The 17,654-nt window shown below is 36.8% G+C and carries 16 protein-coding genes and 1 other RNA gene; 1 reads left to right on the forward strand and 16 read right to left on the reverse strand.

Annotated elements, in window-relative coordinates; genetic code table 11:
- Positions 1-49: 49 nt before the first annotated feature.
- The 16 genes from DW963_RS00610 to DW963_RS00685 all read right to left on the reverse strand — a co-directional run bounded on the left by DW963_RS00610 (position 50) and on the right by DW963_RS00685 (position 16,547).
- Entirely contained in the window at positions 50-523 is a 474-nt protein-coding gene (locus DW963_RS00610; protein ID WP_117913452.1) for a flavodoxin, read from the reverse strand.
- A 258-nt stretch (positions 524-781) separates the two neighbouring features.
- On the reverse strand, positions 782-1,219 hold the full coding sequence (locus DW963_RS00615; protein ID WP_117913453.1) for a GatB/YqeY domain-containing protein: 438 nt from the start codon (positions 1,217-1,219) through the stop codon (positions 782-784).
- 99 nt (positions 1,220-1,318) lie between these two features.
- Positions 1,319-2,164, reverse strand: a complete 846-nt coding sequence (locus DW963_RS00620) for a polysaccharide lyase family 7 protein (protein ID WP_055215149.1) — start codon at positions 2,162-2,164, stop codon at positions 1,319-1,321.
- A complete protein-coding gene (locus tag DW963_RS00625) occupies positions 2,164-2,817 on the reverse strand; it encodes an MBL fold metallo-hydrolase (RefSeq protein ID WP_117913454.1) in 654 nt (217 codons plus the stop codon). Before DW963_RS00625 ends, DW963_RS00620 begins: the two co-directional genes overlap by 1 nt.
- 144 nt (positions 2,818-2,961) lie before the next feature.
- A complete protein-coding gene (locus DW963_RS00630; RefSeq protein ID WP_117913455.1) occupies positions 2,962-4,116 on the reverse strand; it encodes an HD-GYP domain-containing protein in 1,155 nt (384 codons plus the stop codon).
- Positions 4,117-4,118: 2 nt separating this feature from the next.
- Positions 4,119-5,312, reverse strand: coding sequence for an HD-GYP domain-containing protein (locus tag DW963_RS00635; RefSeq protein ID WP_117913456.1), 1,194 nt, complete (start codon positions 5,310-5,312; stop codon positions 4,119-4,121).
- Between the two features lie 233 nt (positions 5,313-5,545).
- Positions 5,546-5,737, reverse strand: coding sequence for a hypothetical protein (locus DW963_RS00640; protein WP_181990423.1), 192 nt, complete (start codon positions 5,735-5,737; stop codon positions 5,546-5,548).
- Positions 5,738-6,031: 294 nt separating this feature from the next.
- Positions 6,032-6,370: a transfer-messenger RNA gene (gene ssrA / locus DW963_RS00645) on the reverse strand.
- Positions 6,371-6,459: 89 nt separating this feature from the next.
- The gene (gene smpB / locus DW963_RS00650) at positions 6,460-6,942 is read right to left on the reverse strand and encodes an SsrA-binding protein SmpB (protein ID WP_022097410.1); all 483 of its coding nucleotides are present in this window, start codon (positions 6,940-6,942) and stop codon (positions 6,460-6,462) included.
- Between the two features lie 18 nt (positions 6,943-6,960).
- Positions 6,961-9,081 carry a ribonuclease R gene (gene rnr, locus DW963_RS00655; protein ID WP_117913457.1) on the reverse strand — a complete coding sequence of 707 codons (2,121 nt, stop codon included), beginning with the start codon at positions 9,079-9,081 and terminating at the stop codon, positions 6,961-6,963.
- A 107-nt stretch (positions 9,082-9,188) separates the two neighbouring features.
- Positions 9,189-9,464 carry a preprotein translocase subunit SecG gene (gene secG / locus DW963_RS00660; protein ID WP_022097408.1) on the reverse strand — a complete coding sequence of 92 codons (276 nt, stop codon included), beginning with the start codon at positions 9,462-9,464 and terminating at the stop codon, positions 9,189-9,191.
- 128 nt (positions 9,465-9,592) lie between these two features.
- Positions 9,593-11,143, reverse strand: coding sequence for a 2,3-bisphosphoglycerate-independent phosphoglycerate mutase (gpmI, locus tag DW963_RS00665; RefSeq protein ID WP_012739421.1), 1,551 nt, complete (start codon positions 11,141-11,143; stop codon positions 9,593-9,595).
- Positions 11,144-11,264: 121 nt separating this feature from the next.
- On the reverse strand, positions 11,265-12,014 hold the full coding sequence (gene tpiA / locus DW963_RS00670) for a triose-phosphate isomerase (protein ID WP_117913458.1): 750 nt from the start codon (positions 12,012-12,014) through the stop codon (positions 11,265-11,267).
- A gap of 215 nt (positions 12,015-12,229) precedes the next feature.
- Entirely contained in the window at positions 12,230-13,423 is a 1,194-nt protein-coding gene (locus DW963_RS00675) for a phosphoglycerate kinase (RefSeq protein WP_117913459.1), read from the reverse strand.
- Between the two features lie 100 nt (positions 13,424-13,523).
- Complete coding sequence (gene gap, locus DW963_RS00680; RefSeq protein ID WP_012739424.1) at positions 13,524-14,552, reverse strand: type I glyceraldehyde-3-phosphate dehydrogenase; 1,029 nt, start codon at positions 14,550-14,552, stop codon at positions 13,524-13,526.
- Between the two features lie 216 nt (positions 14,553-14,768).
- Positions 14,769-16,547: a Na/Pi cotransporter family protein gene (locus tag DW963_RS00685; protein ID WP_286168854.1), complete on the reverse strand. Its 1,779-nt coding sequence runs from the start codon at positions 16,545-16,547 to the stop codon at positions 14,769-14,771.
- Between the two features lie 269 nt (positions 16,548-16,816).
- Between DW963_RS00685 and DW963_RS00690 the strand changes: the two genes are divergently transcribed.
- Positions 16,817-17,626, forward strand: a complete 810-nt coding sequence (locus tag DW963_RS00690; protein ID WP_286168856.1) for a histidinol-phosphatase HisJ family protein — start codon at positions 16,817-16,819, stop codon at positions 17,624-17,626.
- Positions 17,627-17,654 lie beyond the last annotated feature (28 nt).

Raw genomic sequence — 17,654 nt, forward strand, 5'->3', positions numbered from 1 at the left:
AGTTATATTGTAATCAACTTTATCAATATGTCCATTATAGCATACATTTCTACTTGATACTCATAACAAACTTTTCAAGCTTCTCCTGATTATCCTTTGCAGCATTACTATTGCGGTCTGCTAACGCATCCTGATTCTTTAAATTCTTAAGGCTTTTTGACAACTGTGCAAGACATCTGTCATTGTCTCCGCCACCACTGAATGTAAACACAGCGTCAATTTTATCTGCCACGCCGTAATTTTTTATAAATGTGTTGACCGGAGACGCAGGCATACCTGCCCATACTGGCATACCCAATATAATTTCGTCATAATAATCTATGTTATCCGGAACACCTTTTATCTTAGGTCTTCTTCCAAATGTTGACTGCATTCCTCCAACAAGCATCTGCCTCACTGTATTCTTGGGTAATGGCTTAACTAAATCTATCTCAAAGATTTTTGCTCCCAGCTTTCTTGCAATAACCTTTGCAGCTTCCTTTGTATTTCCTGATAATGAATAATAAACAACAGCTCTGTTCATAGCTGACTCCTCCTGAAATGTTGTATATTCCTATATTACGATATTATATATTTTACGCTTTTGTGTATTAAGTGGCAATCACTTATAATAAAATAAAAAAGATGCAACAATCTGTTTCAAATTGCTGCATCCCATGTTAATCATTTATTATTGATTACATATCTTATATTGTCATTGATTCAAAATACTTTAGCGTATTTTGCAATTTAATCAAAAATCAATTTGTGATATATCTATAGATTTACATTTAAAATATAACTACTTGCACATCTCAGCCACAACCGCATTGATAACCTTGCCATCAGCCTTGCCCTTAAGCTCTGACATGACAGCTTTCATTATCTGACCCTTGTTCTTAGTAGCTATGACGTCTGCAAACTTCTCATTAAGAATTGTTCTTACCTCATCCTCTGAAAGCATTTTAGGTGCAAACTCTGACATAACAGCCAGACGTGCATTATATTCTTCTAATAACTCAGTTCTGTCCGCTGGACAAGTATCTATCTGTTCCTTGATACTCTTAATCTCTTTTAATATAGCCTGGTCTACCATCTCATCAGGAATATCTTCACGACAGCCCGAATCAATAGCAAGCTTCTTAGCCGCAGATACAAGTACTGCTATAGAATCCTTTCTCGCCTTATCTCTTGCCTTCATGGCATCAATCATAGCTTTCTGTAATGTTGTAAAATCCATTTCTATAACCTCCCTTAAAATCACTACCATAAATTGTAAATCAATTTAACCTCAATTACAATATTTTTTGTTAAATCATGGCTGTACTCATGATATAGATTATTCATGAGTTACGTTTATATTGTACATTTTGACTGTTGAGCCTGCATTCTCACTATTATCTTCACAATCCTGAATATAATTTCCAGCTTTAAAATAATTATAAAAATCAATCCAACCTGTTGTTACCGGATTATAACTATATTCATATTTTTGTGATATTCCATTACTACTAATTGAAACATAACCTGTACCATCAATTATCTGTATAGATATTGTGAATTTCTGGTTCAGCTCTACTTCGTCAAAATAATATATTTTCTGGTCTTCATATGATTGAGGATGTGCTTTATAAGTAATAGCAAGCCGTTTTTTGTTTCCCTCATATATTACCTTCAAAGGAACTGGTCCATTATCACCATTTGGATATATCCCATGCACCTGACATACCATCACTCTGCCATTTGCTGGAATTTTTGTCACTGCCTCTTCAACATCAAGACAATGTCTGCCATTCCAGTCCCAGTTCACTGTTTTATCGTCTCCCATCATTTCCCGCAATTCAGAACGTGCATATTTTGTGTTAACAGTTTTGGGGGCACTGACTGGTGTATTAAATACAAATGCACTATCTGAATCGTCATAATAAAAATATTCACTTGAATAATTGTCAAACGAAATACCTGTTCCTTTTCCTACTTCTTTAATTTTCGTATCGCTGCCATCCTGTAATTCTGGAATCTGTAATTTCCAATGAGCATTCAGCTTTTCAATAAATATTGATTTATAATTAATTGAATTATCCTCTTCTGCCTCAGATACAGGCCACACACAACCTGTAAATACTATGCCCGCAATTATTCCACTTATAATGAGCATAGTCCACTTGTACTTTCTTATCCTCATCACAACCCCTTATATATCTTCTCTATCCACGCCATCACTACATTTTTAGGTCGTGCAAATGGCTCTTTATGACTAAGCATAAAATATGGTGCTTTTATCTTTTCAAGCGCATTAATCTCTTCTTTTAAAAGGCTTTTATTATATTCTCTTACTGGACCCTTAGTTGCCGGATACAATGCATCTCCAAGGAAGCAATATCTCCCGTCTACTTCCATTGCTACACTTCCTTTTGAGTGACATGACGGAAGCTGAAATATATGAAACTTATGAAAACCAGCATCAATATACATATCATCAGATACAATTTCACCTTTATTAGTGTGCTTATAAGTATATTTCCCTTGATAAATTTTTATCCTGTCTTTTATCTGTGGATGTCCTTTATCCTGCGATTCATCATTCTTCCATAATCCGCATATTTTATCCAGATTGCCAATATGGTCAAGATAAAAATGTGACAATACAATATTAATATTTTTACCATCACAATTAATCTCTTTTAAATGTTCTATAACATCGGGATGATTTCCGACATCATAAAGCCATATATCATCACTTCCCTCAATTACCACAACATTAGACGACAACGGCGATTCCGATGGTGTGATATAAGATATTCCATGCTCTATTTCTATTATATTCAATTCACTCATTGTTATATATTAATCTCCACGGTTCAAACTTTTTTCACAGATTCATCACCAGTTATTCATATTATACCGCTATTATTCCATTATCAACAGGTGAATAATATATCAACAGATAAAACCATAATTAACTTATCAGACATACCTGCCTTAGCTGAGTATTTCAACCATAATACTGGCACAAATCGGATCAAATACTGTATCTGCCATCCTTTCAATATTGTCCCTGATATCGGATATGTCTTCATTCCTGCCTATGTGTCGGTCAGCATAATCAGCTATTGCAACAATACGTGCAAGCAATGGAATATCATCGCCACTTATACCCTCATTAAAACCACTTCCGTCATAATTCTCGCGGTGATATCTGACTGCTTGTGCAATTCCTTGTGATTCATCTGTCTGTAACATATTAATAATCTGATACCCCTTACTGACATAGGTCTTAAAAATCTCATACTCGTCATCTGTAAGATCAACCCTGTTAATAAGTGCATCCGGTATGCCAATCATTCCAATCTCATGCAGTAATCCTGCCTTATAAGCATCATCACATGATTTCTTATCAAGATTCATTCTCTGTGCAATACTCCTTGAATACTCTGCCACATTATTACAGTGCTCCTCTTCTCCCGGTATCTTGGCTGCCAGAGCTTTGGACATTGTATCGATAACCTTCATTGACATAGATTCAAGCTTTTTCCTCTCATCATGCACACGTTCCTCAAGTATCTGGTTTCTCTTTCTTTTTTCAACCCAGTAACGCTGGATAATATACATAAGGCAGTATGATATAAGAACGAAACATATAAACAGATATGGAAAACGAAGCGTTATATTATCGCCGTATATAAACTTGGCTGACATATCAACATTGAGCCTGAAACACACAATTACCATAATTAAAAATACAAAATTAAGCACAATGCTGTTACGTATTCCAAGCACGAATACAATTCCACATGCAAATATCATGGAAAACATTACGCTGAAATATCCGATACTCGCATGATAATACACATAAAATACTGGTATGCTTAGAATTATGCACACTATCGCATCTATCCATGTTCTGTAATAAAATCTTGAAACCATTATATTAATAAAAAGAACTGTGACCATTATAATTAATGCTATTATATAATCATCTGGTGCCCCATAGACAATTCCATTAGGAATACTGATAGCCCATATAAATTCAAATACAACCTTAATCCAGAATGCAAGGCTTTTATCTTCATATGGACACACTATCACTTCCCATATATGCTTTATTCGTGATACTACTCTGGTATTCTCTGACATATCTATATTACTATCCTGCCTTCCTCAATCAATGTAATTACAGTTTCTGCAACAGATTTATCAAACTGTGTTCCAGCGCCCTTCTCAAATTCACCAATAATATAATCCTTATCACAATGCTTTCTGTAACATCTGTTAGAATTCATCGCATCAAGTGAATCTGCTGCACTGATTATTCTTACCATCCATGGAAGTTCTTCTCCCTTAATTCCATATGGATAGCCCTTACCATCATATCTTTCATGATGGTACACAGCCCCCATATCTGCCTGTGGAAGAAATTCCAGACCAGATAATATCTGACCGCCCCAGACTGTATGATTCTTCATTATTCCATACTCCTCATCTGTAAGCTTTGCAGGTTTGTTAAGTACCGCATCTGGAACTGCAATCTTGCCAATATCATGCAGAAAGGCACTTCTATATATCAGTGAAATCTCTTCGTCTGTGAATTCATGCGCCTTCAGGTTCTTTGCGATAAGCTTGGAATACTCTGCAGCCCTCTTTGAATGTTCCTGTGTATATACATCCTTTTCATCAAGCATCTGGCTTATTGCTGTAACAGCATCAATCATAAGTTTCTTAGTCCCCTCTACAGCTTCAAGTACTTCTGCTTCAAGATTTTTCTCATTGTCCGCCTGTCTTATCTGATACAGCTTATAGAAAATATCCATGGCAACTACAAGAAGACAGAAACCCCAGTAAAAAATCGGATAATAGAATAAATAATCCCTTGTGTAATTATATATAAGCATATTATTAAGAGGAGTCCAGAATAACACCGTAATATACAAACCAAAAAATATACACACCGGTGCACCAAATGGCATGCCTAAAAGCACAAGTGTTATGACTGGCAGTAATAAAAACCATAATAGTGAAAAGCCATCATTAGTTCCTTCAATTGATATAATAACTGCCAATATAAAAAATACTACAACAGCAGCCTGACATATCCTGTATACATTTTTAATGTATTTTAATACAATTACAAGCACTATACTCATAACTGCAACTGCCAGTGTCACACCACCGATAATATATTTACCAAGCTTAAAATTCTCTATGTCAATCAGCAACATAACTAATACAAATATCATCATGACACTTTGAAGTGCCTTGGTATCTACTCTGACAGTTTTCTCATATCTGCATACCTGCCTGATTGACTCCACTATATCCGATAATAATCTCATTCCACGTTCCCCTGTAAATTTATCTTTACTATTGCTATAATGATTGTATAATATTCATGTTTTTAATTCAATTATTTTTGTATACTTTTGCCCGTATACTGAGTTATAATTAATGTAGTTTTTGTTCGTAACTTTTAATTAGCTAATCAAAGGGGATTACTATGACAAATATTGAAAATGAATTCTGGGAAGGCATGAATGGCATTTTTCCAGACATTATAAAAGCAATTACATCACTCTCCATCAAATATTATAACCACAATGTCAATAATCCACGCAACCGCTCTTCTGAATTCCGAAACGACCTGCCCTCTTTTATATGCAATCTCATCCATTCTCTCATGCTTAGGAAGCATGAATACGAATACAGGTGTCATAACAAATCCTAACATTCCACCAAGCGTGTTACATATAAGGTCATCCACTTCAAAAAATCTGTACGGATATGGATATTAATAAAAGAACATCTGAATTATTAATTAATAAGATGCTTAACGCACAAAATCCGAACTCAAAGAGTTCGGATTTTGCATCAAAAATGGACCAGAGGGGAGTCGAATTCTTCGCTCCGCTCCGGTCGGCGCAAAGCGAGGTCCACCGGACCTCGTGCGCCCCTGTCCAAAAACCCGGCTACGCCATGTTTTATCCATTAATAAGACTTCCTCTGGTCCATAGGAAAAAGGGAGCGAAGAAGCTCACGCTTCCTCACTCCCTTTTCCCTATGGACCAGAGGGGAGTCGAACCCCTGTCCGAAAACCCATTCCCTGTTCTTCTACTATCATAGTTGATTATTTGACATTCCCTCCGGTGCACGGGAATCAACACCCTTGTACCTTTAGTAGCTTCATGATACGACCAGCACCTCAAAGCTTTGATACTGTCGTTTCCTACATGTTCGAAGCCTGGGTCTTAAAGTGTAGGTGCTTTAAGTCAGACTGCTGCAATTAGGCAGCGTATGCTAAATTATCGTTAGCGTTTATATTTAAGTTTGGAATTTGACGCTTTCCTGCGGATAGCTTCACCAGCTTCAAGATCCCCGTCGAAACCTTTACTAGCCCGTGTGTAAGCAGTTTCACCTGCTTATTTATATTAACATTGGCATAATGCCAAGTCAATGAACTTGTGATTCAAAACTGATAAAATATTTCTAAAATCTGAGATTCTTGTTCTTGAATTCCTTCTGTGCATCTCTTATCTGGTCTTTCTTTGCAATAGAATCTCTCTTGTCAAAGTTCTTCTTACCTTTTCCAAGACCTATTTCCATCTTCACCTTTCCCTCTTTCAGATATACCTGAAGCGGAACAAGTGTGTATCCTTTAATTGTAAGTTCACCTGTAAGCTTATTAATCTGATTCTTGTGAAGAAGCAACTTCTTAGGTCTTAAAGGGTCTTTATTGAATATGTTTCCCTTCTCATATGGTGTAATATTCATACCTAATACATACACTTCACCATTCTCAATCTTAATGTAAGATTCCTTAATTGAGCACTTACCTGCTCTGATTGATTTAACCTCAGTGCCGTGAAGTACCATACCTGCCTCGTATTTTTCTTCTATAAAATAATCAAAATAAGCTTTCTTATTGTTCGCTATAAGTCTGTTTCCTGATGCGCTTGTTTTTGATGCCATGTCAGTCTCCATTCTATTCTATGCAAATGCAAAATCAATTGTTCTTAGTATCTTATCGGTGCCTATAACCACAACCTTAACCTTCTGTCCAAGCTTATAACTTCTGTTTCCAAGTTCTCCTATCATCTCATAGTGTTCCTCGTCAAATGTATAGAAGCCCTTCATATTATTGACAGAAACCATGCCCTCGATAGTGTTTGGAAGTTCAACATATACGCCCCACGCGGTAACACCCGAAACAACTCCGTCAAATGTTTCTCCGACAAACTGTTCCATATACTCAGCCATCTTAAGCTTGTCTGTATCTCTTTCAGCGTCTGCCGCGCGTCGCTCCATTGCACTTGTCTGGACAGCAACATCCGGTAATATTGCATCATAATGGTCAGCTCTCTTAGGACTTAAACCTCCGTGAAGATTCTCCTTGATAATTCTGTGAATCTGGAGATCAGGATATCTTCTGATAGGCGATGTGAAATGACAGTAATACTTGGCAGCAAGTCCAAAATGTCCTACACATTCAGTAGTATACTTTGCCTTCTTCATAGAGCGGAGTGTCAGTCTGCTTATAAGATTCTCAGCGTCAGAACCTTCTATCTCTGAAAGAAGCTTCTGAATCTCCTTAGGTCTTAAATCATCAGTAAGTCTTAATGTATAACCGAAGTTATTAATAAACGTGGCTAACTTACGCATTTTCTCTGGATCAGGATTCTCATGAGTTCTATATAGAAATGGCATATCCTGCCAGAAATAATCCTCTGCAACAGTCTCATTAGCAGCAAGCATGAAATCCTCAATAATCTTAGTTGCTACATTTCTGTCATACGGCTTAATATCAGTCGGGTGGCCATTCTCGTCAAGTATAATCTTACTTTCAGGGAAATCAAAATCAACCGAACCTCTTGCAAATCTCTTCTTTCTAAGAAGCTCCGCAGCCTCCTCCATCATATGAAACATTGGAACAAGCTCTTTATACTTCATAATTTCATTAGTATCATTATCTACAAGAATCTTTTTTACACTTGTATAGCTCATCCTTCTGTCTACATTAATAACAGTTTCACATATTCTGTGTCCTACAATATTGCCTTTTTCATCAATATCCATAAGGCAGCTTAGTGCAAGCCTGTCCTCACCCTGATTAAGTGAGCATATACCGTTAGACAGCTTGTGCGGAATCATAGGAATAACACGGTCTACAAGATAAACGCTTGTACCTCTCTTAAGTGCTTCTTTATCAAGTGCGCTTCCCTCTGTAACATAATGGCTTACATCTGCAATGTGAACACCCAGATGATATACAGGACCTTCTTTCGAGATAGATACAGCATCATCTAAATCCTTCGCATCCTCACCATCTATAGTAACCATCTGCACATTTCTTAAATCAACTCTTCCAGCCTTATCCTTCTCACTGACAATATCAGGAATATCATTAAGTACCTTCTTAACTGATTCAGGGAACTCCACTGGTAAATCATATGCCTTGATGATAGACATTATGTCCACGCCCGGATCATCTATATGTCCAAGTACTTCTGTAACCTTTCCCTGTGGATTCTTACTCTGGCTGCCGTAATCACTTATAGAAGCAACTACCTTAGAACCTTCAACCGCTCCATTCATGAATTCCTGCGGTATAAATATATCACAGTTAATCTTGGCATTATCAGGAATAACAAAACCATACGTTCTGTTCTTCTGGAATGTTCCGACAACTTCCTTAACCTCATGCTCAAGAATGGCAACAATCTTACCTTCAGCCCTCTTACCGCCATTCTTCTCAGTAGTTATCACAACCTTGACCTTATCATGATAGAAAGCATTCATCGTGTCATTAGCCTTGACAAATATATCATCTTCCCTGTCAGGTATTACTACAAAACCAAAACCTCTGCTTGTGCTTTCAAATGTTCCAACAAGTGCTACATTTTCAGGCTTCATATACTTACCCTTCTTTGATACACCTATTGTTCCATCTGCAACAAGACTGTCAAGCACTTCCATAAGCTCTGAACGCTTAGCTTTAGGAATATCGAGAAGCATAGCGATTTCTTTAGCTTTCATTGGAACATACAGTTCATTATTAAGAATCATATCAGCAAGCATCTGTCTTCGCTGTTTAAATATATCCTTCTCCATATCCCTTATATCCCTTTCTAACCATTAAATATACAGATTCTACCAGATTGCTCGTAAAAGCAAAAACACTCTTAAGAAATTATCCGTTTCTTAAGAGTGTCCGTAATTTAGAAATTAAAATTAAGTATAACTGCTATAACAACAAAAAGAATTACAAGAATCTTGGTTATCTTAACAAGCTTGCCTTCCATTGAACGGCCCTTGTTCTTACCCCAGTATGAATCAGCAGCACCACTAATTGTTCCTGACAATCCGTTCTGCTTACTTTCCTGCATAAGAATTATTATTGCTAAAGCTATACAAATTACTACAAATACTCCCATTAAACCAATTCTTAATACATCTCCGACAGACATATGAAACAATGGAATTATCTTATTCATACCATCCTCATTCCTGCGCATCATGCGCTTTTTATTACATAATTATGCCAATACGGCAACATAGGTCATTCTATCACAAATAAACATTTTGTGCAAGAAAAATCAACAAATTAATTTCAACCCTTTGATTAATTCTTCTTCACAAGAAGAGACTCGCCTGTCATCTCAACCGGTTTCTCAAGTCCCATAATTTCAATAAGTGTAGGAGCAATATCGCATAATCTTCCACCCTCACGAAGTGTATAATTCTCATCATAATTAACAAGAATGAATGGAACAGGGTTAGTTGTATGTGCTGTATGTGGAGCTCCTGTTTCGTAATCAATCATCTTCTCAGCATTTCCGTGGTCTGCGCAGATGAAGAGAACTCCGTCAACATCCTTTACTGCATCTACAGCCTTTCCAACAAGCTCATCAACCTTCTCTACAGCCTTGATTGCAGCTGGAATAACGCCTGTATGTCCAACCATATCAGGATTAGCGAAGTTGATAATAATAACATCATATTTGTCAGACTTTATAGCCTCAACTAAGTCCATACCTACTTCCGGAGCACTCATCTCTGGCTTTAAGTCATATGTTGCAACATCCTTAGGTGAGTTAACGAGTAATCTGAACTCATCAACATTAGGGTCTTCAACACCACCATTAAAGAAGAATGTAACATGTGCATATTTCTCTGTCTCAGCAAGTCTTAACTGCTTCTTTCCATGATTAGCGAGGAATTCACCAAATGTGTTCTTAATAATCTCTTTCTTGAATGCAACCTTCTTGTTAGGGATTGATTCATCATAATCCTTGAAACATACAAATGTTAATGGAATAAATCCTGTCTTTCTTTCAAATCCTGTAAACTTATCATCGCAGAACGCTCTTGTCATCTCTCTTGCACGGTCTGGACGGAAGTTAAAGAATATAACAGAATCATTAGCCTTAACTAATGAAAGTGGCTGACCATCTTTACAGATAACTGTTGGCTCAACGAATTCATCTGTCTTACCATTATCATATGACTCCTGAAGTGCCTGTGTAGCTGACTCGGCCTTAATGCCATCACCTGTTACAAGTGAATCATAAGCCTTTTCTACTCTATCCCAGTTATTATCTCTGTCCATTGCATAGTAACGGCCTGATAAAGATGCGACCTTACCAACTCCTATTTCTGCCATCTTATTCTCAAGTGTCTCAACAAATCCCTTAGCTGAAGCTGGAGGTGTATCTCTCCCGTCGAGGAACGCATGAACATATACTTTAGACACTCCCTGCTGCTTTGCCATCTCTAAAAGTCCATATACATGGCTTAAATGACTGTGAACACCACCATCTGATAAAAGTCCGAAAAGGTGAAGATCCGAATCATTCTTCTTGCAGTTCTCCATTGCCTCAAGTAATTCTTCGTTCTTAAAGAATGTACCATCTTCAATATCCTTAGTAATTCTTGTAAGATCCTGATAAATAATTCTACCAGCACCAATATTCATATGACCAACTTCTGAATTACCCATCTGTCCGTCTGGAAGACCAACAGCAAGTCCTGAAGCATATCCCTTCTGGAATGGGCATTCCTTCATAAGCTTATCCATAACAGGAGTGTTAGCCATAGCAATAGCATTACCCTCTGTTCTATCATTTAAACCATAACCATCAAGCACCATTAAAACTACTGGTTTTTTACTCATAATGTGATTCTCCTTTAAATGTATTCTAATTAATTGCCTATAGCATGATAGCACATTTATAAAAAAAATCAAAGACCTTGTCTTGAATATTATCATCAAAACAAGGTCTTTTCATGCTTATTTACTTATTATAATTAACTATATCCGCAAAATCCGGCTTGAGACTTGCACCTCCAACCAGTCCACCATCAATATCAGGCTGGGCAAAAAGCTCTGCTGCATTAGAAGCATTAACACTTCCTCCATAAAGAATCCTTATCTGATCCGCTGTTTCTTTATCATATAACTCTTCGAATACAGTTCTTATAAATCCGCATACTTCCTGTGCCTGCGCTGTAGTTGCAACCTTTCCTGTTCCAATAGCCCAGATTGGCTCATAAGCAACTATTGTATGAAGCACCTGATCTTTAGTAACACCAACATATGCTTCTACTATCTGTTCTTTAATGAAATCAAGCGTAATCCCTTTTTCTCTCTGTTCAAGTGTCTCTCCACAACAAAGAATTGGGATAATGTCATGTTCAAGAGCTTTATGAAGCTTAAGATTAAGAACTGTATTGCTTTCGTTAAAGTACATTCTTCTTTCTGAATGTCCTATGATAACATGGCTTACCCCCGCATCAACAAGCATCTCTGGCGATAATTCACCGGTAAATGCTCCTTTCTCCTGATAATATACATTCTCTGCTCCAATATGTATATTAGATCCTTTCACTGCCTCCACTACAGGTACTATGTCAATTGATGGCACACAGAACACAACATCAACATCCGGATTATTAACATTCGGTTTCAATTCAGTAACAAGCTTAACTGCCTGGCTTGGTGTCATATTCATCTTCCAATTGCCTGCTATTACTTTTCTTCTCATTCTACGCCTCCCCACAGGAAATAATCCATAATAACATATATATGGACAATCCTATTAAATTATTCCGATATAACTATCCTAGTAAAATAAATAATAGCATACTTTGGTACATATTTCAAGTATAGATTGTGAAATAAATAACAAAATCCAGGCCTTACTTAATAAAATAAGGCCTGGATGAAAATATTATTATATAACTATGTCAGTAAAATTAATTACTTATCGTTAGCTGCAACTACACCTGGAAGTTCCTTACCTTCAAGGAATTCAAGAGATGCTCCACCACCTGTAGAGATGTGTGTCATCTTATCTCCAAATCCTAAGTTGTTAACAGCAGCTGCTGAATCACCACCACCAATGATTGTTGTAGCATCTTTAAGCTGTGCAAGTTCTTCTGCAACAGCAATTGTTCCTGCTGCGAAATTAGGGAATTCAAATACTCCCATTGGTCCATTCCATACTACAGTCTTAGCATCCTTTAAAGCTTCCTTGTAAAGTTCACATGTCTTAGGTCCAATATCCATACCCATGTCGTCATCTGCCTGATGTCCTGCTTCTACAACATGTGAAGGAGCATCATTGCTGAATTCCTTAGAAACAACTGTATCGATAGGAATAAGCATTTTAACACCCTTTTCTTCAGCCTTCTTCATCATATCCTTAGCATAATCAAGATAATCATCCTCTACTAATGACTGACCTACATTACCACCATGTGCTTTCTGGAATGTATAAGACATACCACCACCGATAATAAGTGTGTCAACCTTATCAAGAAGATTATTGATAACTGAAATCTTAGAAGAAACCTTTGAACCACCAAGAATTGCAACGAAAGGTCTTACAGGATTATTAACTGCATTTCCAAGGAAATCAATTTCCTTCTGCATAAGGTATCCAACAACAGCTGTATCAACATACTGTGTAACACCTACGTTAGAACAATGCGCTCTGTGAGCTGTACCAAATGCATCATTAACAAATACATCTGCAATAGAAGCTAAATCCTTAGAAAATGCTTCACCATTCTTAGTCTCTTCTGGTCTGAATCTTGTATTTTCAAGAAGAATAACATCTCCATCATTCATTGCAGCAACAGCTGCTCTTGCATTATCGCCTACAACAGTATCATCTGCTGCAAACTTAACTTCCTGACCAAGAAGTTCTGAAAGTCTCTTTGCAACTGGAGCAAGAGAAAATGCAGCATCTGGTCCCTTTGGCTTTCCAAGATGTGAACAAAGAATAACCTTTCCTCCATCAGCAATAAGCTTCTTGATTGTTGGAAGAGCAGCTACAAGTCTTGTTTCATCTGTAATTCTGCTTCCATCTAAAGGTACATTAAAATCGCATCTGCATAATACTCTTTTGCCCTTTACATTGATATCATCAATAGACTTTTTATTAAGCATATTAATATCCTCCATATAATACATAAAATAGCTACATATACAGCTTTATAAAAAACCGGAGAATAGTCATACCATTCTCCGGCAAAAACAATCTAAATGATTAGTTTAATTCAGCGAAGTACTTAATTGTTCTAACCATCTGGCTTGTGTATGAGTTCTCATTATCATACCAAGAAACAACCTGAACCTGGCAGCCACCGTTTGGAAGTTCATTAACCATTGTCTGAGTAGCATCAAATAATGAACCAAATCTCATACCAACGATATCGCTAGATACAATCTGCTCTGTATTGTAACCGAATGACTCTGTTGCAGCAGCCTTCATTGCAGCATTAACTTCATCAACTGTAACCTTCTTAGCAACTACAGCATTAAGAATTGTTGTAGAACCTGTAGGTGTTGGAACTCTCTGAGCAGCTCCAATAAGCTTTCCGTTAAGTTCTGGGATAACAAGACCAATAGCCTTAGCAGCACCTGTTGAGTTAGGAACGATGTTGCAAGCACCTGCTCTAGATCTTCTTAAATCACCCTTTCTCTGTGGTCCATCAAGAATCATCTGATCACCTGTGTAAGCATGAATTGTACACATAATACCTGACTCGATTGTTGCACAATCGTTAAGTGCCTTAGCCATAGGAGCTAAGCAGTTTGTTGTACAAGAAGCAGCTGAGATAATCTGATCATCTGCTGTAAGTGTCTCATGGTTTACATTGTAAACGATAGTCTTAAGGTCGTTTCCAGCTGGAGCTGAGATAACTACCTTCTTAGCACCTGCATTAATATGAGCCTGTGCCTTAGCCTTAGATGTATAGAATCCTGAACACTCAAGAACTACATCAACGCCAATCTCTCCCCATGGGCAGTTATTAGCATCTGGCTCTTTGTAAATCTTGATAGTCTTGCCTTTAACTGTGATTGTACCAGCCTCATCATCAGCTGTTACCTGATCTTCCTCACCGAAGTTAACATATCTTCCCTGTGATGAGTCATACTTTAAAAGATGAGCAAGCATCTTAGGGCTTGTTAAATCGTTAATAGCAACTACCTCATATCCTTCTGCACCAAACATCTGTCTGAATGCAAGTCTACCGATACGACCAAAACCATTGATTGCAACTTTTACTGACATAAAAACAATTCCTCCTAAAATGAATTTTTATAACATAGTTTGTTAAAATTTCAACTACCGTGTATTTTACATAAGAAGAAGCAAAATATCAAGGCTTTCTTCCCAATTTTTACATTTTTGCACTTTTTTCAATAATAACTCATTATCAATTAGTCATTTTGACGAAATCTTAACAAATTCTGTATCCAATATTGTTTACTTAACACTAATCTCTGCTTAATACTGGCTTAAAGGAAACATTTCTTTGTATTCCTCAAAATATTTATCAAAATTAGTTCCATTATCTTTCTTGAGATTAATAAGATACTCATGTGTATCAAACACATTTAACTCAAGCTCAATAATCGCAACTGCCACGTTAGAACAATGGTCAGCAATTCTCTCGAAATCTGTAAGAAGGTCATTAAATATAAAGCCCTGATGAAGTGTACATTCACCTTTCTGGACACGCTTGACATGATTCATCTTCATTTCATCACAATATATGTCAACGAGTTCTTCTAACGGCTCTGTCTTATAGGCATATTCAACCTTGTTCTGTTCAAATGCATCTATTACATTTCCAACTATTTCTTTCATAATTAATGACATCAGTTCAACATCTTCAACAGCACAATCAGAAAACCTAAGCTTTTCATTAAACAGTTCTGCTGCTGCCTGTGATATGTTAACAGCATGGTCACTTATTCTCTCAAAATCAGAAATTGTATGGAGGAGCTTTGAAACCTCCTTATTCTGTCCAGGAGTAAGCTCCTGCTGTGTAATCTTTACAAGATAAGTTCCAAGCTTATCCTCATATCTGTCAACCTTATCTTCTCTTCTCTGAATCTTGTCGTATTTTATCTGCGAAAATGTATCGAGCAGTTCCATGGAACGAATAAGATTTTTCTGTGCCATATGTGCCATTGAACAAAGAACTTTCTTAGCCTGTTCAATAGCAACTGTAGGATGAGCAATAAATCTGTCATCAAGTACACTGATTTCAACAATATCTTTATCTTCCTCATCAACAACCTCCTTGAAGATTGCACATACCATCTTTTCAAGGAATCTGATGAATGGAAACAGTACAGCAACTGTTGCAACTCTGAATAATGAGTTCACAAATGCTATCGAAACAGTTGTCATCGTTCTGTCCATAAATGAAAAATGCACAAAATGATTAACACTATAAAATACTACTGCCCATATTAAAGCACCAAGTGCATCAACAAGAAGATATACAAATGCTGTTCTCTTACCATCTGTAGTCGCACCAAATGAAGAAATGATAACAGGCATGGCAGCTCCGACAGCAATACCCATTATAATAGGCAGTGCTACTGAAAATGAAATAGCTCCTGTAACTGATAAAGCCTGAAGAATACCAACTGTAGCAGATGCACTCTGCAAAACGGCAGTAACCAAAAGTCCTATAAGTATTCCTATAAATGGATTAGAAAACTTAGTCAGCATATCAATAAATGCCGGCTCAGATCTTAATGGTGCAACTGCTGCACTCATGTTCTGCATTCCTACCATAAGAATACAGAAACCTATCATAATATCACCTATATGCTTTTTTGTAGGGTTCTTACAGAACATCCTGAACATGATTCCGATAACACCAATAACAGCAGCAAGAACCTCTGTTGAAAGTAAGTCTACCCATCCGGCACCACCACTGATATCTGAAAGACATAACACCCATCCTGTAACAGATGTACCAATAATTGCTCCCATAATAATACCGATAGCCTGTTTCATTTTAATCATACCGGCATTAACAAAACCAACAACCATAACAGAAGTTGCCGACGATGACTGGATAATTGCCGTAACACCTGTACCAAGCAGTACTCCCTTAAGAGGTGTATTACTTAATCTATACAGAATAACTTCCAGTTTGCCACCAGCCACTTTCTTTAATCCATCTCCCATAAGCTGCATTCCAAAAAGGAAAAGCGCTATTCCTCCGAGAAGAATAATCACAATGTGTATCAATTCAAAACTCACTAAAGCTCCTATCTGCGCATAAAAGTCAAGGTCGGACAGCGTAGTTGGTACTTCTACATCTATGCGCATTCACATAATCAGAATTTATACGCTGTCTTTTTAATAATATCAATACTAATAATCATTTTCAAGGAAAAATTACCTATATTTTACATTAGTTTACATGTTCTACATAAACATCAAAAATATCAATTGCGGATTAATTATGTTTATGTATAATGTATATTGACATTTAAGCATATGACTAATATTTGATGGAGGACATTACTATGCTGTTATCAGATTCACATATACATACTATGTTCTCTTCTGATTCAGAGGAGAACCCTGTAAATGTTGTTAACAATGCTATTTCACTGGGATTTAAACACATCTGTTTTACCGACCATAATGACTTTGATGCTCCTTTAGAAGATGGAAAAGTCATGTTTGACCTTGATTTTCCGGAATACATTAAGTATTTCCAGAATCTGAAAGAATCATACAAAGATAAAATCAATATTCACATAGGTGTTGAACAGGGACTTATGAGAAGCGTCGCTGACAGAGTTAATGCTTATGATTCTGAAAAGCAGCTTGATTTCATAATAGGCTCGTCACATCTTGTATATGGAGAAGATCCCTACTACCCTGAGTTTTGGGAGAAACGTTCTGCAAAGGATACTGTTTTAACTTATTACGAAAGTATTCTTGATAATCTTGGCTGCTGTCACAACTTTGATGTGTATGGTCATCTTGATTATATTGCAAGATATATACCTGCCGATTCTTACACATATAACTGGCACGATTTTAACGATTTAATCTGCATAATTCTTAAAACAATCATTGAGCAAGGAAAAGGAATTGAGATCAACACTGCCGGTCTTAAATACGGAATGCATGAACCTAATCCATGCCTTGATATTGTTAAAATCTATCACGACCTCGGAGGAGAGATAATCACTGTAGGTTCTGATGCACACGAAGTTAAGTTTTTTGCTTACAGATTTGATGTCGTGGCAGATATGCTTAAGAACGCAGGGTTTAATTACTACACAATATTTAATGAAAGAAAACCTGAGTTCATCAGATTATGATGAGCTCAGGCTTATTTTATATACATGT

It is taken from the genome of Eubacterium sp. AM46-8, from assembly GCF_003466705.1.
Taxonomy (GTDB): domain Bacteria; phylum Bacillota; class Clostridia; order Lachnospirales; family Lachnospiraceae; genus Lachnospira.